Annotated in this window: 15 protein-coding genes; 7 read left to right on the top strand and 8 right to left on the bottom strand. The window is 64.2% G+C overall.

Features of this window, described 5'->3' with window-relative positions:
* The first annotated feature begins 130 nt into the window (after nucleotides 1-130).
* The 4 genes from VT84_RS02500 to VT84_RS02485 all read left to right on the top strand — a co-directional run bounded on the left by VT84_RS02500 (nucleotide 131) and on the right by VT84_RS02485 (nucleotide 5,512).
* Nucleotides 131-1,369, top strand: coding sequence for a serine/threonine-protein kinase (locus VT84_RS02500; RefSeq protein ID WP_082838382.1), 1,239 nt, complete (start codon nucleotides 131-133; stop codon nucleotides 1,367-1,369).
* Nucleotides 1,370-1,569: 200 nt separating this feature from the next.
* Nucleotides 1,570-3,462, top strand: coding sequence for a thiamine pyrophosphate-binding protein (locus VT84_RS02495; RefSeq protein ID WP_082838381.1), 1,893 nt, complete (start codon nucleotides 1,570-1,572; stop codon nucleotides 3,460-3,462).
* Between the two features lie 18 nt (nucleotides 3,463-3,480).
* Entirely contained in the window at nucleotides 3,481-3,864 is a 384-nt protein-coding gene (locus tag VT84_RS02490; protein ID WP_052553671.1) for a hypothetical protein, read from the top strand.
* Nucleotides 3,865-4,231: 367 nt separating this feature from the next.
* A complete protein-coding gene (locus tag VT84_RS02485; RefSeq protein ID WP_162271566.1) occupies nucleotides 4,232-5,512 on the top strand; it encodes a radical SAM protein in 1,281 nt (426 codons plus the stop codon).
* Between the two features lie 61 nt (nucleotides 5,513-5,573).
* On the opposite strand, the gene VT84_RS02480 is transcribed toward VT84_RS02485, so the two are convergent.
* Entirely contained in the window at nucleotides 5,574-6,098 is a 525-nt protein-coding gene (locus VT84_RS02480) for a PilZ domain-containing protein (RefSeq protein ID WP_052553674.1), read from the bottom strand.
* Between the two features lie 497 nt (nucleotides 6,099-6,595).
* Between VT84_RS02480 and VT84_RS02475 the strand changes: the two genes are divergently transcribed.
* Nucleotides 6,596-6,856: a hypothetical protein gene (locus VT84_RS02475; RefSeq protein ID WP_082838379.1), complete on the top strand. Its 261-nt coding sequence runs from the start codon at nucleotides 6,596-6,598 to the stop codon at nucleotides 6,854-6,856.
* A gap of 98 nt (nucleotides 6,857-6,954) precedes the next feature.
* Here VT84_RS02475 and VT84_RS02470 read toward each other — a convergent pair whose 3' ends face one another.
* From VT84_RS02470 to VT84_RS02440, 7 genes are all read right to left on the bottom strand, one after another.
* Nucleotides 6,955-8,274: an ATP-binding cassette domain-containing protein gene (locus VT84_RS02470; protein ID WP_162271565.1), complete on the bottom strand. Its 1,320-nt coding sequence runs from the start codon at nucleotides 8,272-8,274 to the stop codon at nucleotides 6,955-6,957.
* Nucleotides 8,275-8,449: 175 nt separating this feature from the next.
* Nucleotides 8,450-9,670, bottom strand: a complete 1,221-nt coding sequence (devC, locus tag VT84_RS02465; protein WP_082838377.1) for an ABC transporter permease DevC — start codon at nucleotides 9,668-9,670, stop codon at nucleotides 8,450-8,452.
* A 107-nt stretch (nucleotides 9,671-9,777) separates the two neighbouring features.
* Nucleotides 9,778-10,995: an FtsX-like permease family protein gene (locus VT84_RS02460; RefSeq protein WP_082838376.1), complete on the bottom strand. Its 1,218-nt coding sequence runs from the start codon at nucleotides 10,993-10,995 to the stop codon at nucleotides 9,778-9,780.
* Nucleotides 10,996-11,335: 340 nt separating this feature from the next.
* A complete protein-coding gene (locus VT84_RS02455) occupies nucleotides 11,336-12,607 on the bottom strand; it encodes a glycosyltransferase (protein WP_157469117.1) in 1,272 nt (423 codons plus the stop codon).
* Nucleotides 12,600-13,262 (bottom strand): acyltransferase, encoded by a 663-nt coding sequence (locus VT84_RS02450; RefSeq protein WP_052553684.1) that lies wholly within the window; start codon nucleotides 13,260-13,262, stop codon nucleotides 12,600-12,602. Before VT84_RS02450 ends, VT84_RS02455 begins: the two co-directional genes overlap by 8 nt.
* On the bottom strand, nucleotides 13,259-14,392 hold the full coding sequence (locus VT84_RS02445) for a glycosyltransferase (protein WP_239465646.1): 1,134 nt from the start codon (nucleotides 14,390-14,392) through the stop codon (nucleotides 13,259-13,261). Before VT84_RS02445 ends, VT84_RS02450 begins: the two co-directional genes overlap by 4 nt.
* Entirely contained in the window at nucleotides 14,389-15,756 is a 1,368-nt protein-coding gene (locus VT84_RS02440; RefSeq protein ID WP_052553686.1) for an O-antigen ligase family protein, read from the bottom strand. Before VT84_RS02440 ends, VT84_RS02445 begins: the two co-directional genes overlap by 4 nt.
* 191 nt (nucleotides 15,757-15,947) lie before the next feature.
* Here VT84_RS02440 and VT84_RS02435 point away from each other — a divergent pair, with 191 nt between their 5' ends.
* Entirely contained in the window at nucleotides 15,948-18,566 is a 2,619-nt protein-coding gene (locus tag VT84_RS02435; protein ID WP_239465645.1) for a hypothetical protein, read from the top strand.
* Nucleotides 18,567-19,151: 585 nt separating this feature from the next.
* The gene (locus VT84_RS02430; protein ID WP_082838373.1) at nucleotides 19,152-20,432 is read left to right on the top strand and encodes an OFA family MFS transporter; all 1,281 of its coding nucleotides are present in this window, start codon (nucleotides 19,152-19,154) and stop codon (nucleotides 20,430-20,432) included.
* Nucleotides 20,433-20,462 lie beyond the last annotated feature (30 nt).

Below are 20,462 nucleotides of genomic sequence, written 5' to 3'. Positions count from 1 at the left end.
CGCCCGCCCAACATTCAAAATTCAAATAGGGCCACAGCGGGTTGGCGGGTCGGCGTTTCGGCAATACCATCTCCCCCGAAGCGCTTGAAACCGAAACTCGCGCGGCAGCTATCACCTCAGGGTTCCCGGAATGCCCGAACCCCCTCGTACCGGCGACGCCGTTCTCGCACTCGTGCGGCGCGCAGAAGTCGCGGACGACGATGCACTCACCGGGTTTCTCACGCGGTCCGGACCGATCCCGTCCACCGCGCCCGATACGGCCACCCGGCTCATCCAGGCGGGCATTCTCACGCCGTTCCAAGCCAAGTTGATCCTCCAGGGCAAGCACAAGGGCTTCAAACTCGGGCCGTACCGCATCCTGAACCAGATCGGCGCGGGCGGAATGGGCACCGTGTACCTCGCGGAGCACGCGGCACTGCGCCGAAAGGTCGCACTGAAGGTGCTACCGGGTAAACAGTCGCTCGACCCGGCCAACGTGGAGCGGTTCTACCGAGAAGCCCGCGCCGCAGCCGCCCTCGACCACCCGAACATCGTTCACGCTTACGACGTCGTGTGCGATCGGGGTACGCACTTCCTCGTGTTCGAGTACATCGACGGCGAAACCCTCGATCGGCTGCTCGCCACACGCGGGCGGTTGCCCGTCGGCCAGGCCGTGAGTTACGTGGTTCAGGCCGCCGCGGGGCTCCAGCACGCACACGACAAGGGCGTTGCCCACCGCGACATCAAGCCCGCGAACCTGCTCGTCGGGCGCGACGGAATCGTGAAAGTCCTCGACCTCGGACTCGCGGAATTTTTTGAAGACTCCAGCACGAAACTCGGCGCGAGCAACAACGCGATGGGCACGACGGATTACGTCGCGCCGGAACAACTCCGCGGGTGTACCGCCGCCGATCACCGCGCCGACATTTACAACCTCGGGGCCACGCTCTACCACCTGCTCACCGGCCAGCCACCGTTTACAGGAACGACCGCGGCGAAGATGATCGCGCACCAGTTGTCGCCCGTTCCGCCGGCACACGACATCTGCGACGACGTGCCCGAAGCGCTGTCCAACGTCGTCGAAATCATGCTCGCGAAAGACCCCGCGGACCGCTACCAAACGGCTGCCGAAGCGGTTCAGGCGCTGCTGCCGTTCATGAACACCCCGGACCGCCGCGGGATGGCGTCCGGGAAGCTCCCGCCGCTCGCCGCGGCCGCTGTGCAAGAAAGTACGGCCGGGCTGGAAGTAGCGCCGATCCTCGAAGCGATCGACACCGCCGCCGCGCTCGCCCGGGCACAGCGCATTACGCGATGGGCCGTCACCGGGATGATCGCGGGCATCCTGTTCGGAATCATTTCGCTCACAGCGGCGCTCGTCATGTGCCAGTAACGGTAGCTCCGTAGCACGAATAATTACAAACCCTCGCCCTGAAATAAGATCCGCTATTCAGGGCTGTGACGCCGCGACCGCGTGCCGACGCAAAAGCTCCCCACGCCCTTTCGCTAAATCCGCACGTCCCGCATTCCGCGCGAATTCGCCCGCCCCCGAAAGCCGATACACCTTGGACATTGTGTCTTTTGAGGTGCGAAATGGACTTCGCGTTCTCCCGTCGTGGGCTGATGCAGGGTGCGGCCGCTGTGGGCGGAGCTTTGGCCGCCGGCGCTGCGAATGCTGGCCCCATTGCGCACGTCCGCGAAGCGCGGCACCCGGGCTGGGTGTTCGGCCGCATGACCGGCGCCGAAGCTCTGTGCGCGGCACTGCTCGCGGAGAACGTCGGGTGCGTATACGGCATCCCCGGTGCGCAAGAAAACGAACTGTGGGACACGTTCAAAGAAAAGGGCATCCCGTACCTGCTCGTCACCCACGAGTTCTCCGCTGCGTGCATGGCTGATGGCTACGCACGCAGCACCGGGAAGCCCGGAGTGCTGTGCGTCGTTCCCGGTCCGGGTGTGACTAACTCACTGACCGGATTGGGCGAGGCGCTGCTTGATTCTTCGCCGCTCGTGGCAATCGTCGGCGATGTGGCGAACGGCGAGAAGGCGAAGCCGTTTCAGGTTCACGCGCTGAATCAGGTCGATTTGCTCAAGCCGGTGTGCAAGTGCGTGTACCAGGTGCAGACGGTCGCGCAGATTGCAGCCGCGGTGCGCCAGGCGTTCATCACCGCCACTCAGGGCGAACCGGGACCGGTCGCGGTCGTGGTGCCGTACAACCTGTTCATCGAAGCACACGACTTCCGCACTCCCCCGCCCGCGATTCCGGCACCACCCTTCGATGACACTGCGTTCGAGCGCGCGCTGCCGTTCCTGGCGGACAAGAAGCACCGCGTCGGCATTTACGCGGGCGCCGGGTGCATGGAGTACGGGGCGGAACTCACCGCAGTCGCAGAACTGCTCCAGGCTCCCGTAGCCACGAGCGTCTCGGGGCGCGGGGTCATTAGCGACTCACACCCGCTCGCAGTCGGGTGGGGATTCGGCCCGCACGCCAGCGCGGTCGCGGAGACAGTGTTCGCTGGCGAAAAGAAGCATCCGCTGAAATCGGGCGTCGACACGCTGCTCGCGATCGGGGTGAAGTTCAGCGAAGTCTCCACCGGCTATTACGGCAACCCGCAACCCAAGCACGTCATTCACGTCGACGCGAACCCGTGCAACCTGGGCCGCATTCTGAAAACGGACGTGTGCGTCCACGCGGACGCGGGCACCTTCTTGGGACGCCTGCTCGCGTGCGGGGACACGCTCCGGCGCGCGGAAGACAAGTGGCTCGTGAATCACATCCGCACGCTGAAGGCCGACGCCGCGAAGGAACTCTGCAACATTCCGCAACCGAAGTGCGGCGTCGACCCGCTCGCGACCGTCGCCGCGCTCCGCAAGGTGCTCCCGGCGGACGCGATGCTCTTTACCGACGTGAGCGTGACGGAGCACCTCGCGGCCGAGCACTTCCGCGTGTGCCAACCGCGCACGTACTTCAACCCAGTCGACAATCAAGCGATGGGGTGGAGCGTCCCGGCCGCACTCGGCGCGCAGCGCGTGCATCACGGGAAGACGGTCGCGACGTTGACCGGCGACGGGTGCCTGCTCATGAGCGCGATGGAGATCACCACCGCGGCGCGCGAGCACCTACCGGTGAAGTTCGTGATCCTCGACGACCAGGCGTACCACTACATGCAGATGTTGCAGAAGCCCGCGTACCTGCGGACCACGGCCACGATCCTCACCCGGCTCGACTACAAGGCCCTGGCACAGGCGTTCGGGGTGGCCTTCGTGGAAGTGACCTCGCACGCAGACCTGGAGCCGAAGCTCCGCGGCGCGGTGTGCCACGACGGACCGGTTCTGGTTCGCGTGCTCACCGACTACAGCACGCGCAAGGTGCGATGGGTGGACGCCGTCCGGGCGCGGTACACTAAAGAACTGACCGCGGCGCAAAAGGCGCGGTTCCTGGCTCGCATCGGCTCGCGCGCGATCCAGTTAGAGAAGAAGAACGACTAAACCGCGAACAGGTGTGCGATGTCCGAAGACGATTTCGTTCCACCTTCGACCAGTTCCGCGCTCGCGCTGTCGCCGGGCACGGGCGGCGGGCTCGCGGGGCTGGCGATCGGCTGCACGCTACTGATTTCTGCGTGCGTGCTGATGGTGTTCAACGTGATCCTGTTCGGCCGGGGACTGGTCGACGTCCCGCGCGACCTCGCCCAGTACGGCGGACTGATCGGAACCACGGGCGTCGCAATTCTTGGTCTAATCGCGGTGATTATTAGCGTTCGGAGTTGGTCCGCGGCCCGGCAAAGCGGCGAATCGGTCGCGCTGAATGTCGCCGCGACCGCGGCCAGCCTCGTCGGACTGGTCGCATGGCTGATCGCAGGAATCGACCTGATGATGATTCTGCTCAAGTAGAGAACGAGCCGCGACAGCTCCCTTGCGGTCACGGCTTGTTACAATGGCACCGAAGCCGAACCAGCTCAGGTGCCCCAACCGCAGTCTCCCAGCACCTCCGCCTTCCCAACTACCGACCACACATCAGATTAATGAGTTCCCCGCACTCATGATTTTTCTGTATCCGTATTTTCATTTGAATTAATTTCGTTCGGCGTCTGCAGTTCGCTGTCGTCGCGCACTCGCATTTCTTCCAGTTATTTCGTGAGATCGTGCTGCTTAGCGGTCCGTCTTGCAAACAAATCCGGCGCGGGCGTACAACATGGGTCCGCGCCGGGTGGATCGGACCGTGCCCCGAAAGCCACCCCAACATCAGGGAGGACGAACCGTGCGTGCGCTGCTACGGCCGCTGGCCCGACTTGCCCGTCGATTGACCGGGGTCAAAGCACACCACCTCAAGATCCCCTACGCCTGGATCCCCTACCACCTGTACGCCGACGGCACCGCGTGGGCGCCGCTCACCGTAACCCTCGAACTGACCTACCTGTGCAACTTGCGGTGCAAGATGTGCTCGCTGGTCGAGGGCAACATGGTGACCCCGCAGGGCCAGCGCCGGAACCCGGAACTGCGCGAAGCGGACGGAACGCTCCGGCGCGAGATTTCGACCGAAGAGTACCTCGACATCATCCGTCAGATCGGGCGCGCCGGCGTCAAAGCGGTGTCCCTCACCGGGGGAGAGCCGACGCTCCGGCGCGACATCGCCACGCTGGTCGCAGCGATCAAAAAGTACCCCATTCACCTGAGCTTGATTAGCAACGGTTCGGGCAAGCCCGAAGTGTACCGCGAACTGATCGACCTGGGATTGGACTCCATCACCATCTCGGTGGACGGTACACGCGAGGTTCACGACCACGTGCGCGGGCGCGAGGGGAGCTTCGATAAGGCCGTGCGCGCGGTCCGAACCATCATTGATGCGAAGAAAGCGAACCCCGCCCGGCGCCCCTGGCTGGAAGTCTCCTGCGCCGTGTCCGCGGTCAACCAGCACGACCTCGAAAACTTAGTGGCGTGGTTCGAGGGCTACGAAGTCGACATGCTGAACATCGGCCACTTGCACTACAGCACCGCGGAGCGCCAGGCCGCGACCGAGCGCCTGGTCGACGGCCCGATCATGCACCTGAAGCAACCCGAGCTACCCGACCGGGTGGTCGCGGTAGACACGGCCGATCTCGTGGAGCGCATCGCCCGCATCAAGGCATCGCGGGGAGCGGGTAAGGTGCTGGTCAAGTTCATGCCGGAACTGGAAGCCGATCAGATCCACCGACAGTACACGGACCCGCAATTCGTCCACGTCAACAAGTGCTTCCACCCGTGGTTGGCGACGCGGATCGACCCGTGGGGGCAGATGTACCCGTGCTGGATCGACATCCGGCTGGGAGACGTGCGCAAACGTGGGTTCCTGGCGCTGTGGAACAGCGAACTGTACCGGAAGTTCCGCCGAAACATTCGGGAGCAGAAGCTACTCCCCAAATGCGCCACCTGCCCCGCCCTGACCGACAAAACCTGGTCGAGTGTCCCGACGCTGGATCGCGGACTTCTGCAACTCGGTCGGCGCACGCTCCCCATACGGAAAGCCATATCAACTCAACGGGAACCTGTGGGAGTGGCTTGAACGTACCGAGACGTGGACCCAAAACGACGACCGACCGGCACCTGCCGGTCGGTCACAAGGATCATCCGAACAGCAAGAGAACGTTCCACGGCGGTGTCTTCTCGAACTCGCACCCGAGTTCGTAATAATCCGTATTCTTGCGGCAACTGCGCACGATCACGGTGACGAACCCAATCGTATCGGGCGCGTCGATCGCGCGGACTTGCACTGTCGTGCCCGGCGGTACCGCGGACTGCGTCGCGAGCTTCAACCCGCCAGTCGAGCGGTCGACGACGTACCCGTCGCCGGCCCCGTTGCGAAACGTGTTGGACGCGAGCAGCACGCGAACGGGCTGCCCCTCCCGACGCACCGCTCCGCGGCGGTCCGCGTAGGACTGCTCCGGTGGTGCCCAGTTTAGCGCGCGTTCACCCGTAAGGGCATTTGCATTTGCGGTAGCCAGTTTGGACGGATCGAGCGCCCCGCGACGCCGCGCTGCAACCACGGCCAAGAAGGTCAGCACCACGAGCGCGACGCCCCCACCGACTACGATCGGCAGGTTACCCGTGACCCAAACTCTGGTCCCTTCAAGCATTTCGGCGAACGACATTTTCCGACCCTGCGAGCGACCGGGCCTCAATTGGTCCGGTCATCGACTCTAGCACGCAGGTAGTGTGTTGCAAAAAACAGGCCCGGTCTGCCCGATCGGGAGCAACTCACGCGGTCTCGCGCCCGCCCGCCACTCGACCTATTTTCTGAAATTTCTCAGGAACTCACAATTTCGCGCGAGGTGCTCGCGATCTGACAGAAAGTGCGCGCGGACTGGGCGTCGGTACCATGCGATTCCGTTTGAAGCCAGCAAATTCCGAGACGAGAATCGCTCATTTCCCTTGCAATAATTGAAATTAAAGTGTGATTTCGCCGAGCGGCATTCAGGTTGCATTCGTATTTGTTGACGGCCAGTCCTCAGTCCCAACAACTGACCGATACTGAACTCGTGTGTTCACCGAACGGGCCGGGACCGTGCGGGTGTTCAGTGGTCGCGCCTTGCCGTCGCGTGACCCAACGGTTACGATGCCCCTGCGCGGGGCCGATGGACTTTTTGTTATGGCCCGTGACCTCGGTGGTGTGGAGCTGCCGTACACGCTTTCCAGGGCAGGTGACGCCGTGCAACCGCTATTCGATGCCGTATCACCCAACGCCGTCCGTTCCGACCAAGAGGTCGTCGAACTGGCCCTTCTGCTACCGCTGTGGCAGGCGATGGAACTGGAAGCCGCGGCCAGCCGGCGCGGGATGACCACCGGGCAAATGCTCCGGCGCGTCATCGGCGAATTGCTCGCCGCGCAACCGGCCGTGACCGCTTCCTGACCACACCGACGGTCTGCGATCCTCTCTCCCAACCCGGCGACTCGCACGCCAACCGGGTATGCACCTCGATTGTCACAATTCTCAGCAGCAGAAGCCCGTTACGTTCGTGGGGTGCCGTCGCCTGCGCGAAAGTTCGCCAGCACGCGCTCGATGAAGGGCCGGCTCACCGACCGGAACTTGTCAAAGGTTGCACGGTTTACCGTGTACACCTCCACGCGGGTTAGCGCGCGGATGGTCGCGTTCCGTGGTTGATCCATGAGGAGCGCGACCTCGCCGAAGTACCTACCAGCACTCAGTTCGGCGAGCTTTTGGGTCACCCCGTCTACCTCACGCGACACCTCTACCGTTCCGCGTCGGATCAGGTAGAACTTGCTGTCCGTGTTCACCGCGTCGCCCTGGCGCACAATCACCTGTCCCGGCTCGTAGACCTCGACACAACCAGGCTTTGCGGCGATCTGGTCCGGGCGAACCGGGTCATTCGGGTGAACGCCGATCAGGACCGAATCCGCGATCTTCTCCTGTTCTTCGGGCAGGACCGCGGCGAACGCCGGACTCTGGCGCAAGCCCTCCCGCACGAATAAGCGTTCCGCGACCACCACATTCGACTCGATCCGACCGCGTTCCATGTGAACGATGCGGTCGGCCAAGTTCATAATGCGCGCGTCGTGCGTGACAATCAGGCTGGTAGTGCCGTGTTCGGTGGCGATTTTCTTGAGGAGCGGGATCTGCCACGCCCCCAGCCGCCCGTTCTCACCGGCCTCCGCGGGTGGGCGCACGAGCTTGCCGAGGTCTTCCTCGGACCGTTGGCGCGCGAGTTCCTGCACGAGCGTAACCACCGCGAGTCCGCTGTTTGCATCAAGGGCAGCCGTTGGCTCGTCCGCGAGCACGAGTTTCGGCCGATTGATGAGGGCACGGGCGATGGCGACACGCTGCCGCTGACCGCCGGAGAGTTTCGCGGGCTTGTAGTCGAACCGCGATTTCTGCGCGCGTCCCTCCAGGTCTTTTTCACCCAGGAGCAAGTACGTGAGCACGTCGCGTGCGTCCGCGTCGAGATCGGTGGCGCCAGTGTCCTTCAGGCGCTGCGCCATGCGAATGTTCTGCACCGCCGTGAGCGAATCAAATAAGTTATGGCGCTGAAAGATGAACCCGATGAGCCGACGCACGTGGACCAGTTCCGGTTCGGGCACGCCCTTCAAGTTGCGGTAGTCGCCCAGATCCGCGTCCCAAACCTCGATCTCGCCTTCCTGCAGTGTGCGTAACCCGCCGATGAGTGTGAGAATGGTCGTTTTGCCAGACCCGGACGGCCCGCTCATGATGACCAGTTCGCCCGGCATCACTTCGAGCGTGTTATCGAAGAGCACCTGTGTCCGCGTGTCGCCGGTCCCGAAGTAGTGGTTCACCCCACGAATGCGGAGCACCGGTTGACCGGGCGGGGGGAGACGGGAGTCTCTGTCTGAAGACAACCCCTCCCCAACCCCTCCCCCAAGGGGAGAGGGGCTTAAAACCGGTGCCTGCGGTGCGCCGGCTTCTGTTTTTGGTTCTGTTCCCCCTTGCTTCTTAGGGAAGGGGGTTAGGGGGTTAGGTTCTTCGGCGCTAGAAGACATCGGCGGGGTCCACCTTCTTCACCTTGCTCACCGCGAGCAACCCGGACGCGACACACATCACCACCGTCAGCAGCACCACCAGCGCGAACCGGGCCGGCGTGAGGAGCATCGGCAGTCCGGTGATATCCGTGAGAACGAGGTACGTGCCGTAGGTTACCAGTATGCCCGGGACGAAACCGGCCGCCGCAAGAATCAGCGACTCCTGCACCACGACCCAGCTCAAATATCGGTTCGTGTAGCCGATAGCCTTCAGCGTCGCGTACTCGGGCAGGTGATCCGCCACGTCGCTCGCCAAAATCTGGTAGCAAATCACCATCCCGACGACGAATCCCAACAGCACACCCGCCCCGAACGCGAAGCCGATCGGCGTGTTCGTCCACCAGAAGCTTTTCTCGCGCGACACCATTTCGTCGCGCGTGAGAACCAGCACATCGCCCCCGGCCGCGAACTTCGCTTGCAGTGCCTTCTTCACCGCACTCACATCCGCTCCCGGGAGCAGTTTCACCACACCGATATCCGCTTCCGCCATCGGGTTCGTGGGGTAATACGGCTCGCGCACCCACTTCTCGAACGTGCGATCACTCACCACCACGCTGCCGTCGGTGCCGAAGTCGAAGCCCATCTCGAAGCCCGCAACGAGCCGAATGTCGCGCCCTGCGAGTTCGGTTCCGGCCCCGGGTTCGAGTTTCCCAAATACCGACTCGCCCGGGTGATTGACCTGATCCGGGTGCGATCGGCTCTTGCGGTCGTAGAGCGCGGTCCCGGGCGTGTTGAGTTTCTGCCAGCTCTTAGCGCTCACGCCGGGCAGATCGAGGACGTCGGCGTTCGGGTCGACGCCGATCACGCGCACCCGCCGCGTACTGGTGCGCGCCGACGGATCGGCTGCGGTGTGACGCAGAGCGGCAACGGAATACTCCACGAACACCGGCGACACGCTCTTCACACCGGCGACGCCCTCGGCCTCCGCGATCCGCCGGCGCGACACGCCCTCGCGGAACAGCAGTGAAGCCTTGTTCGGGTTGATGAGGACGAGGTCGCCCTTCAATTTCTCGATCAGCACCGTATTGCTGTCGAGCATCGCGTTCATGATGCCGTACTGCACTCCCATCAGCACCACCGCGAACCCGATCCCGGACGCGAACAGCGCGAACCGCACCTTGTCGTGGGCAAGGTTCTTCCAGGCCAGGGGAACGGGAGCGGATCGAGGCATGTGGTCTTCGGTGTGGTCCGCTCGCTCCGCGAGCGGTAGTCGGTGGCTGGAAACAAATCGTAACGGTACTCGCAACCTGAACCGCTCGCTCCGCGAGCGGACCACACTCAGAACAGGTCCGCCGGGTCCACCGTGTGGACCTTCCGCACGGCCAGCAACCCGGACGCGAGACACATGGAACACGTCAGCGCGAGCACGCCCACAGCGGTTTCGAGCGTCATTGCGGTCGGGATGCCGCCGTAGTTACTCGCCACGAAGTACAGCCCCAGCGCCGCTACGAACCCCGGAACGTAACCGAAGACTGCGAGCAGCACGGCCTGCCACAGCACCACTCCCGTGAGGTACGGCGGACGGTAACCCAGCGCCTTCACCGTCGCGTACTCCGGCAGCATGTTGCGGATGTCCGCGGCCATCATCTGGTACACGAAAATGACGCCGACCACAATTGCCAGAACCACCGCGACCAGAAGGAACTGCCCGATGGAAGTAAGCCGCAACCAGTAGTTGCGCTCGGCCGCGTTGATCTCGGTGCGCGTGTAGATCTTCACATCGGGCGGTAGTGTGGCGCGCAACTGTTTCTGCACCGCGACCGGATCGGCCCCCGGCTTCAACTGTACCAGCCCGAAGTGAACCACGTCCCGCGGGCGCGCGGCGAACTGAGCGTAAGTTTCTTCGCTGGTTAGCAGCATCCCGTTCCAACTGAACCCGGTGCCGAGGTCGAAACCGCCAACGACACTGGCGCGCTGACCGTTCACGCGAACCGCCTCCCCCTCGCGTCCGTCGGGCGGCAAATTCTGAAGACGGGTCACGTCGCCGAAATCCGGTTTGGACCGACGATCGAGCAGGAACGTATCGAGTCGCTTCAGCTTGACCCCGGCCCGGCCCGCCTCTTCTTCCGATGCGAACACTCCGCTACCCCCCGTAACAAACACCTTCGCGAGTTGGTCCGGCGGAGCGGCGACGATGTTGATACTCAACTGCCCGCCCGGTTCGGACCCGCCGAACAGCGATTCCTGCCGCGGCGCCCGCCACCCGGCGACACCGAACGACACCGGCAGCACGTCCGCGACACCCTCAACGCGGGCCTGGGCGAGCCGCGTGCGGGGGAACTCGGGGGCACGGCTCAAATCGAGGTACTCGGACGACGTGATGAGCAAATCGAATTGCAGCTTGTCGTAGAGCATGGTCGCGGTGCGCCCGACGCCGCCGAGCATGCCGAGTTCCATGAACACGAGCACGACCGCGAACGCGACCCCGGCCGCGGCGATGAGCGTCCGCGTGCGCTTGTGAACCAGGTTCGCCCACGCGAGCCGAATGGGGGTCATGGTGCCTTCAGTGTGGCCCGCTCACAGCGAGCGGCGCATTGATGCTGGACCTCGTACCGAATCGCGCGAATGAGCAGTCTTCTGTAGCCGGCCACAGTCAACTAATTCCAATCCGGGAGACCGAATACGTACAGTGGTTTGCGCAGAAAAGTTCGCATCCCGTGACACCTTGCGCCTGGAGCGATCGACTGCGAGGTGCGTCAGGGAACGCGAACTCCGGAAGGTAATTTACACGGTACTGCAGAAGGTGGCGTGCCGATTCGAGCCGACAATGTAGCACGTGACGATTGAAACCTGCTGACAGAAGCCAACTACAGAAAACCATCAAGCCAAGGCCATATCATTTCCCATCGATCCACTGCGCAAACTGTTCTGCCTTCGCGCGCCATCCCTCGCTCTTAAGGCGTGCGCGGGCGACCAATTGATCTTCGGGTGTTCCGGTTGTCAGGCGAGCTAACACCGCACGGGCGAACGTTTCCGGCGACTCCACCACGTCAACGCAATCGGCCCATTCCGCGGTCGCGGGGAGGTGCCGAACCACGACCGGCTTGCCCGTCGCGATGTACTCTTTGAGTTTCAGCGGCTGCATGGCCCGTGTAACGGGGAGATCAGCGTAAGGCGCGATGAGCACAGACGCCCGGGCCGCAAGCGCAGGTAAATCCGCGAACGGGATCGGCGGGAGGCTCCGCACGCGGGGTAACCGCAGCAGTTCCGGATCGGGCGCGTCGTGCGGACCGGCAAAGAGGATCGTCCCGACGGCCATCGCTTCGCCGAGGTGCTTGACGAAGGCAAGGTCCGTGCGGCGATCAATCACGCCCCAGTACACAACAAGCGGTTCAGGCATCGTGGCCAGTTCGCGGAGAGACGCGGGAGCGTCACTTGGTCGAGGCGCACACCAGAAATCGAGATCGACCCCGTGGGTAAGCAAGTGTGCGGTTTTGCCCCATCGCGCGAGGTGCGTCTGGAGCGTTTCACTTACCGCAATCATGATGTCCATTTTCGGGACGAGTTCGGCTTCCATGTCGCGCATCGTGCGCCCGTCCAAGCCGGGCCACACGGAGAAGTCGTCCACGCAGTAATAGACCCAACGCGCGGCCCGAAAGTGCCCGACGAGATCGGCGACGAGCGGTATCGTGGTGACGACCACCGGCGGCTCGGGCATCGCATCTGCGACTGACTTCAAGGCGCGCGTCAGGAGCCGCCGGTTCAGTCCGCGTGCGAACCGCGACCGGAACGACGGCCACATCTTGGGATTGAGAACGAGGGGGGATTGTGGCTGCAACCCCTCCCCAACCCCTCCCCTAAACGGAGAGGGGTTTAAAACCGGCGCAGATTGCGTGACGTCTGTCGTATTTGGCTCGGTTCCCCCTTCCTTCTTAGGGAAGGGGGTTAGGGGGTTAGGTTGCCTTCGTTCCGCCCCCCTCACCCACTGGCGCAGTTTGCCCATTCCGCGCGTGACGGTGCTCCAGTTCAGCCCCGGCGGGCGCGTGCCGATCGTGTTCACCCAGATTACGTGCCGGTGCGGGAGCAATTTCGAGATGAGGTGCTGACAACTCGACGGGTGCCGGCCCCAGTCGTCGGAGAACACGATCAGCGGGGCGGGGTCAGGCATCGCTCGCGCTCGTTTCGACCGACTCGAACCGGTTGCGGATCACCTTCGCCGGTACGCCGGCTGCGATCACGTTGTCCGGCAGCGGTTTCGTCACCACGGACCCGGCCGCGACGATCGTTCCCCGACCCACACCGGCCAGGATGATGGCCCCGGTGCCGATCCACGCGCCCGCGCCGATGGTCACCATCTTGCGCTCGCCTCCCTGTTCGCGGATCGGCTTCGAGGGGTCGTCGAAGTAGTGCGTTTTCCCGCCGGACGGGATCTGCACGTTGGACGCGAGCAGCACGTCGCGCTCGAGGTGAACGAGCCCGAGGCTGCAGCGCGGCCCGACGTAGACGTTCTCGTCGAGGATCGCGCCGGGCTGCGAGAAGAACGTGCCGAACTCGACGGTCGCGGAGGGGTGGCACCGCGCGAGTATCTGCTGAAGAAACGCGCGCCGGAGGTACTGCCCCGTGAGCCCGGGCCAGAGCGAGAGCAACTGGGAGCGCGATTCCAGCGCGCGCCCGCGCCCGACGAGTGCCGCGCTCAGCCAGAACGATGCGAGCACCGGCGCCACACCGACGAGCGCCGCGCACCGGGCCGCGCGCTTGATCGCGCTCTTGAGTACGGACGCATCTTCCGTGGGCGGCACGTGAATAACGAGCTGGGAACTCATGACGGGTACCTCCCGGCCAAGCGGGAGTACATGGCATAATACTCCTCAACGGTCCGATCTAATTGATAGCGATCGACCGCGCGTTCGCGACCCGCAGCGCCGAGGTTTGCAGCAAATTCCGGATCACGGAACAGTCGGCGGATCGCACCCGCACACCCGCTCACATCCCCCCGCGGGAACAACAGCCCCTCGCGCTCGTGCCGCACGATCTCCGGGTTGCCGCCCACTGCGGTCACGAGCGCGGGTAAGCCGCTCGCCATCGCTTCGAGCAGCGTGAGCGACGCGGCCTCGCTCAGCGACGTGAGTGCGAACACGTCCGCGGCGCGCATTAATTCGGGAATGTCGGTGCGAATTCCCAGGAACTTCACCCGATCGGGAACCCGCAGGTCCACCGCAAGGTTTTCCAACTCCGCACGGAGAGGGCCGTCGCCGACCATCAGCAGGTCCACGCCCGGTAAATCGGGTACGGCCGCCGCGAACCCGCGCACGAGCGTGGCCTGGTCCTTCACCGGGTGGTGCCGGGCCACGTGAATCAGGTAGCGCCGGTCGGGTTCCAGCCCCACGTCTTCTTTAGCGAGTGCTTTGTCCGCGGGCGGACCGTAGCGCTCGATTTCGATCCCGTTCTCGACGATCTCGATGCGCGCACCGGCGAACCCGTCCGTGCGCGACAGCCCCTGAGCACTAAAACGGCAACACGCGGTCACGGAGTCCGCGAGCCGATCGAGAACGAGGCGGTTCACCGCCCGGCGCAGCGGCGACACGCGGTCCGGGTAGTGGCGCCCGTGTTCGGTGAGAATCACTTTAGGCCGGAAACCGCACAGCGGTTTCGCGAGTGCCGAGTAGAAGAACGGCGTGTACTGGTGCGCGTGAACGACTTCGATGGCGCGCTCTCGGATCGCCCGCGCGACGCGCTGGCTCACCTTCCAATCACGTCCCGGTTTGCGGTGGAAACAGACCAGATCGACGCCTTCGGCCACCAGCTCCTCACCGATGCGCCCCACCGCGTCGAGGCAAAAAATGGTCGGCCGGATGCGGTCCCCGAGCCGGCGAATCGTCTCGCGCACGAGAACTTCAGCCCCGGCCACTTGCATTAAGTGGACGACGAACGCGACGCGGATCGGCCCCTTCACGACGGCACCGCCGCGGGCCGCGGGTACGAGGACGGTCGCGTGTGCGGTACACCGGACAGTTTGGGGCTGAGTTTCGCCTCCATCGCGCGCGTGATCGCGTGCAGTTGCACCGCGAGCAGGACACAGATGTATGGCATCTCGAAGTGCTCGAGCGAAAGGAAGATCGCGCCGAAGCAGAAGAGGATCAGTGCGCACTCCACCCCCGCGGCAAGCGATCGCACCTTCAGAGATTCCGGGTCCGTGAACCGTCGCATGAACCGCCGGGCCTGCCACAACCCGATGAACGCCGAGAGGAGCAGCGCGCCGTACAGCGCGAGCGCGACCCAGCCGCTATCGGCCGCGGTCTGGAGGTACTGACTGTGGATCGTGCGCCCCTCGATGTCGGCTCCGTACTGGAAGGTGAACAGGTTCGAGTTGCGGATGCCCATGCCGAAGATCGGGCGCTCGTTGGCCATCTGTACCGCGATGCCCCACGTCACCCACCGGGCCTGGGCGCTCGCGTCGGTGTCGTGCTGCCCGATGGAGAAGAACCGCTCCTGGATCTCCTTCCCGGCCATCGCGACGACGAGCGCGGCACCGACCAGGTACACCGCGGCGACGAACCGCTTGTTGCGCGCACGCAAGAACATCGGGACCGATGTCACGAGCAGCGAGAGCATCGCCCCGCGCGAGAACGAGAGCAGCACCGCGTGCAGGAGCACCGGGATCACCAGGAGGAACGCCCAGCGCCACCGGCCGGTGTGCGCCTCCCACGCGAAGAAGCACAGCGGCACGGCCATCGCGAAGATGAGTGCGGCCCCGTTGTTGTCCAGTCCGCCGTACCCGCGCGTGGCCAGCATCAGCCAGCCCCACGCGAAGTAGAAGAAGTTGACCTCGTAGGCGATGTACACCGCGCAGCCGATCATCACGTAGTAGATGACCCACAAGTCGCGGACCGTGCGGAGCACGAGCGTGGCGCAAAAGAACATCACGAAGATCTTGGCGTACTCCAAAAAGTACGGCCACGCGACGGTCTGGTTGATCGCGGTGAAGTAGGTGGCGCTGATCCACGCGGTGAACGCGAGGAACAGGTAGTGACTGCGACCGAACCGGGGGTTGCCGTACCACGGGGGCTGTGAGATCGCGAGCGGGGTCCACACCTTCATGCGCCACGCGACCGTTGCGACGAGTGTGACGAGCGCGACCGGCAGCGACCAACTGATTTCTGACATGCGCAGCCCGAACACCTCGACCCAGTCCCAGATCGCTTGCGGGCGGAGCACGGCGAACGTGTAATACACGGCGATGCCGTACACGGGCGAGAGCACGACCGAGCCGGCCGTCCCCGTCAACATCATCAGCGCCATGAGCGCGAACTGCTTCATCGATCCGTCCCGGTCGCGGTGGGCGCATCGGGTTGCTCCCGAAGCACGGGCACCTGCTCGTGCCGCGACGCCAAGCCCTGCGAGTATCATATCGGCGCACGCGCACCCCACCCGGGCGCGCCCGGGTGTTCTACCATTTTTCATAGCACACGGGGAAGCCCACCCCGCGCCCCGCACCAGGAAGCACGAGCTTGGAACACGTCGCCGAACTCAACGTCGTCGCACCGGCCATCGGGCGCGGACCGGTCACCACGGGCCTCCCGTTCCCGCGGGGGGCACTGGTCGATCTGCGAAAGCTCGTGCTCCGCGACGCTTCCGGGAAGGCCGTGCACCTCCAATCGCGTGCGACCGATCGCTGGCCGGACGGTTCGGTGCGGTGGGTGCTGCTCGACTGGATCGCGGAAGCGAACGCCGGGCCGTACCGTGTGGGCGTCGGCGAACCGGTCGCGGTCGAGGGGCAGGTGGTGAAGGTGGAGGAGCGCGACGGCTTAATCACTGTGGATACCGGCGCGGCAAAGTTCGAGCTCTACCACACAGCCGACCTCACCTTTCCGTTCCGAGTGGTCGAGACCGCGGGCGCTCGGTACTGGGAAGAACCGTCTTGTTTCGCGGTCAAGGGCGAACGGGTTTCTGAACCGGACCTCTGGTTCGTCAGCACGGAGGAGGCCGGCGCGGTGCGTGCGTGCGCGCTCCTTCGGGGGACGATGGAGGGACGTCACGCACCAGCAAGAGTTGAATTCGGCGCGCGGCTGCACTTCTTCGCCGGTTCATCGACGGTGCGGTTCGAGTTCACCATTCGCAACCCGCGGCGCTCGGCTCACCCCGGTGGCCTCTGGGATTTGGGCGATTCCGGGTCCATTTTCTTGAAGGACGCCTCGTTCACATTCGCGCTTCCGGCGGGTGAAACGAGCATCCGGTGTTCGCCCGAAGTTGGAACTCTAGTGGAAGATTTCGCGGCCCCGTTCGAGCTGTATCAGGATTCGAGCGGCGGCGAGAACTGGCGCAGCACGAATCACCTCAATCGCAAGCACGAGCTGCCGGTCGCGTTTCGCGGCTACAAGTTGAAGTCCGGCGAATCGGAGCGAACCGGGTTTCGCGCGACACCGATTGTCACATTGTCGCGTGGAACGGACGCGGTCGGTGTTGCGGTGCCGCACTTCTGGCAGAACTTCCCGCAAGCGGTCGAAGCGACGTCGGATTCACTCACGCTGCGCCTGCTCCCGAAACAATCTGCTGACGCTCACGAACTGCAAGGCGGAGAGCAAAAGACGTGGACGTTCGCGGTCGCGTTCGGGCCGGACGCGACGCCGGAAACGCTGGAATGGTTCCGGCAGCCGGCGCGGGCGTTCGCGTCGCCGAAGTGGTACTGCGAGAGCGGAGCGATTCCCTACCTTTCGCCGAAGGCCGATGACCCGAACGCGGACTACCTGAAGCTCGTGGACGCAGCCACCGAAGGGGCCGACACGTTCGACGCCAAGCGCGAGAAGATCGACGAGTACGGCTGGCGGCACTTCGGCGACATTTATGGCGATCACGAAGCGGTTTACCACGCGGGACCGCAACCGATGGTGTCGCATTACAACAACCAGTACGACCCGGTCGCGGGGTTCGCGTACCAACTGATGCGCAGCGGCGACCCGCGCTGGCTGCGGCACATGGAAGAACTCGCGGCCCACGTGATCGACATCGACATCTACCACACCACGCAGGACAAGTCCGCGTACAACGGCGGGCTGTTCTGGCACACCTACCACTACGTCGACGCGGACACAGGAACGCACCGATCGTACCCGCGTTCACTGCTCCAACTGAAGGGGATGCCGGGGCTCGATCCAAACGACCCGAAGGCCCAGCGTTCCAAGAGCGTGTACGCGCTCGGTGGTGGGCCCGCGAACGAGCACAACTACACCACCGGGCTGATGCTCCATTACTTCCTGACGGGAAGTGCCGCTTCGCGCGATGCCGCGCTCGGTCTGGCGCGGTGGGTGATCGACATGGACGACGGAAGCAAGACCGTGTTCCGCTGGCTCGCGAGCGGCGACACCGGGTACGCGAGCCAGAGCCGCGACGCGAGCTACCACGGCCCCGGGCGCGGGTCGGGGAACTCGCTGTCAGCACTGGTCGACGGCCACCGACTCAGTGGCGACGTCGCGTTCCTCAACAAAGCGGAGCAGCTCGTTCGCCGCTGCATCCACCCGAACGATAACGTGCCGAAGCACAACCTGCTCGACGTGGAGAATCGCTGGTTCTACACGATGTTCCTTCAGGCGCTCGGGAAATACCTCGATCACAAAATCGAGCGCGGCGAACTCGACGCGATGTACGCTTACGCCCGCGCGAGCCTGTTGCACTACGCGCGCTGGATGGCGGACCACGAAGTGCCGACGCTCTCGCGCCCGGAAATCCTCGAATACCCCAACGAAACCTGGGCCGCACAGGACATGCGCAAGAGCGAGGTCTTCAAGTTCGCCGCGAAGCACGCGACCGGCGCCGAGAAGAGGCGATTCCTCGAACGCGCGGAGTTCTTTTTCCGCGATGCCGTGTCGCGCCTCACAGCGTTCGAGACGCGCACGCTCGCGCGGCCCGTCGTGTTGATGCTGTCGTTCGGCTACATGCACGCACACTTCCAGCGCCATCCCGAAGAAGCCGCGCCGCTACCGAAGATCGAAGTACACGATTTCGGGCGCCCGGAAGTGTTCGTGCCGCAGAAAGTACGCGCCAAGAAGCGCGCGAAACTGCTCGTGGTTGGTGGTGCGGCGATGGGGCTGCTCAGCGTGGTGGCCCTGGTGGGGTGGCTACTGCTGAAGTGAGGGGACGGGAAATCCGCCACGGATGAACACAGAAAACACGGATCAAAACAGAAGACGGATTGACCACAAAAGAAAACAGAGGACAGAGTTCAGAAAGCAGAGAACAGCGAACGAAAAACAGAGAGCACGGATTTAGCCCCGGTAGGGGCGTAGGCGCGTAGCCAGGGGTGAAGCGAGCCGAAGGCGACGCGCAACCCCTGGCGGGCTTCCGCGACCCCAGTGGGGCGATTCCTCGGTACACAAGTCGGGTGGAAGCTTGCGCCGGTCCGCCAGGGGTTGCGCTACGCTTCACCCCTGGCTACTCGCCTTCGCCCCTACCGGGGCTCGAAATCATGTCCTTGTCTGATCCGCGCAATCTGTGTTATCCGCGGCTCTTCCTTCTGCCTTCTGCCTTCTGCCTTCTGCTCTTTCTACTCTGCCTTCTGTTTTCTGATCTCTGCCTTCTGTCCTCCTGCCTTCTGTCCTCTGCCTTCTGATCTCTGCTCTCTTTTTTGTGCTCTTTGTGCCTTTTTGTGGCCAATCTGCCTTCCGTCTTTATCGTGCCATTCATCGACATTCTTTGTGGTTCGGTCGGGAGATCGGCGCATGGCAGGTCCGGCGCGGGCGTGGGCGGTGACCGCGGCGGGCACGGCCGTGAACTTGTGTCTCGGCATTCTGTACGGCTGGAGCGTGTGGAAAGCGGCGCTCGTGCCGCAGGACAAGTCGCTCTACGGTCAGCCGATGACCGGGCTGAACGAGGGCTGGACGTACCTCACCAACGCGCAAGGCAATTGGGCGTACTCCGTTTGTGGCGCCGTGTTCGCGCTGTTCATGATCCCCGGCGGGCGGCTCCAGGACCGTTACGGCGCGAAGATCGGTGCGACACTCGGCGGACTGTTCCTCGCGGTCGGGTGCGTCGTCGCGGGGCTGCTGAAGAGCTACGAGGGACTGGTCCTTGGTTTCGGTGTGCTGGGCGGGATCGGTATGGGCCTCGGTTACGCCGCGGCCACGCCCGCGGCGGTGAAATGGTTCCACAGCAGCCGGCGCGGGCTGATCGTCGGACTGGTCGTGGCGGGCTACGGGGCCGCGGCGGTCTACATTTCGCCGCTCGCGGACTACCTCATCACGAACTACGGTTTAACAGGTAGTTTCGTGGGATTGGGGATCTTCTTTGCGGTCGTGGTGGTGGTTGCGGGGCTGCTCCTCAGCCCCCCGCCGCCCGGGTACGTAGCGCCGGCACCGGCCCACGTTGTTGACGGACCGAAGCTGGTCACCACCAACTTCGGCGCGGGGCAGATGCTCCGCACCTGGCAGTTCTACGCGCTCGTGTTTCTGTTCATCGGGTCGGCGCAGTCGGGGCTGCTCGTCATCGCCAACGCAAAGTCGCTCCTCACGGACGCGGCCGGTAAAACGGGGTTCTTCGCCCGGAACGCCTGGCTCCTCGTTACCTTTATCGGCGTCGTGAACGCGACCGGGCGCATCGGCACCGGGCAGTATTCCGACCGTATCGGACGACTCAACGCTTACGCCCTGAACGGGCTGGTGTCCGCCGCGTGCCTCCTCGCCGCGCCGTGGGTGATCGCAGAAAAGAACGTCCTCTTCCTGTTTGTGGTGATCGGGGTTATGGCGTGGCAGTACGGCGGTACGCTCGCGGTGCTCCCCGCGCTGACGGCCGACTACTACGGCCCGAAGAACCTGGGCCTGAACTACGGGCTGGTGTTCGCGGGCTGGGGCGGCGCGTTCTTCGTCCCGCAGATCGCGAGTGTCATCAAGGACGCGACCGAGCGGTGGGACGGGGCGTTCTACCTGTCGGCGGGACTGCTCGTAACGGCTGTAGTGGCGAGCCGCATAATCCGCAAGCCGGTTTCAGTCGCGCCCGGGGAGTGAGATACTGGGCAACGTGGTAGAATTGGGCAC

Source organism: Gemmata sp. SH-PL17, assembly GCF_001610855.1.
GTDB classification, from domain to species: domain Bacteria; phylum Planctomycetota; class Planctomycetia; order Gemmatales; family Gemmataceae; genus Gemmata; species Gemmata massiliana.
This window is presented reverse-complemented; position numbering and strand designations above follow the sequence as displayed.

Coding starts and splice junctions, on each gene's coding strand:
- VT84_RS02460 (WP_082838376.1), bottom strand. CDS start 10,995: ATGACCCCCATTCGGCTCGCGTGGGCGAACCTGGTTCACAAGCGCACG.
- VT84_RS02490 (WP_052553671.1), top strand. CDS start 3,481: ATGTCCGAAGACGATTTCGTTCCACCTTCGACCAGTTCCGCGCTCGCG.
- VT84_RS02450 (WP_052553684.1), bottom strand. CDS start 13,262: ATGAGTTCCCAGCTCGTTATTCACGTGCCGCCCACGGAAGATGCGTCC.
- devC (WP_082838377.1), bottom strand. CDS start 9,670: ATGCCTCGATCCGCTCCCGTTCCCCTGGCCTGGAAGAACCTTGCCCAC.
- VT84_RS02480 (WP_052553674.1), bottom strand. CDS start 6,098: ATGTCGTTCGCCGAAATGCTTGAAGGGACCAGAGTTTGGGTCACGGGT.
- VT84_RS02500 (WP_082838382.1), top strand. CDS start 131: ATGCCCGAACCCCCTCGTACCGGCGACGCCGTTCTCGCACTCGTGCGG.
- VT84_RS02475 (WP_082838379.1), top strand. CDS start 6,596: ATGGCCCGTGACCTCGGTGGTGTGGAGCTGCCGTACACGCTTTCCAGG.
- VT84_RS02455 (WP_157469117.1), bottom strand. CDS start 12,607: ATGCCTGACCCCGCCCCGCTGATCGTGTTCTCCGACGACTGGGGCCGG.
- VT84_RS02495 (WP_082838381.1), top strand. CDS start 1,570: ATGGACTTCGCGTTCTCCCGTCGTGGGCTGATGCAGGGTGCGGCCGCT.
- VT84_RS02430 (WP_082838373.1), top strand. CDS start 19,152: ATGGCAGGTCCGGCGCGGGCGTGGGCGGTGACCGCGGCGGGCACGGCC.
- VT84_RS02440 (WP_052553686.1), bottom strand. CDS start 15,756: ATGAAGCAGTTCGCGCTCATGGCGCTGATGATGTTGACGGGGACGGCC.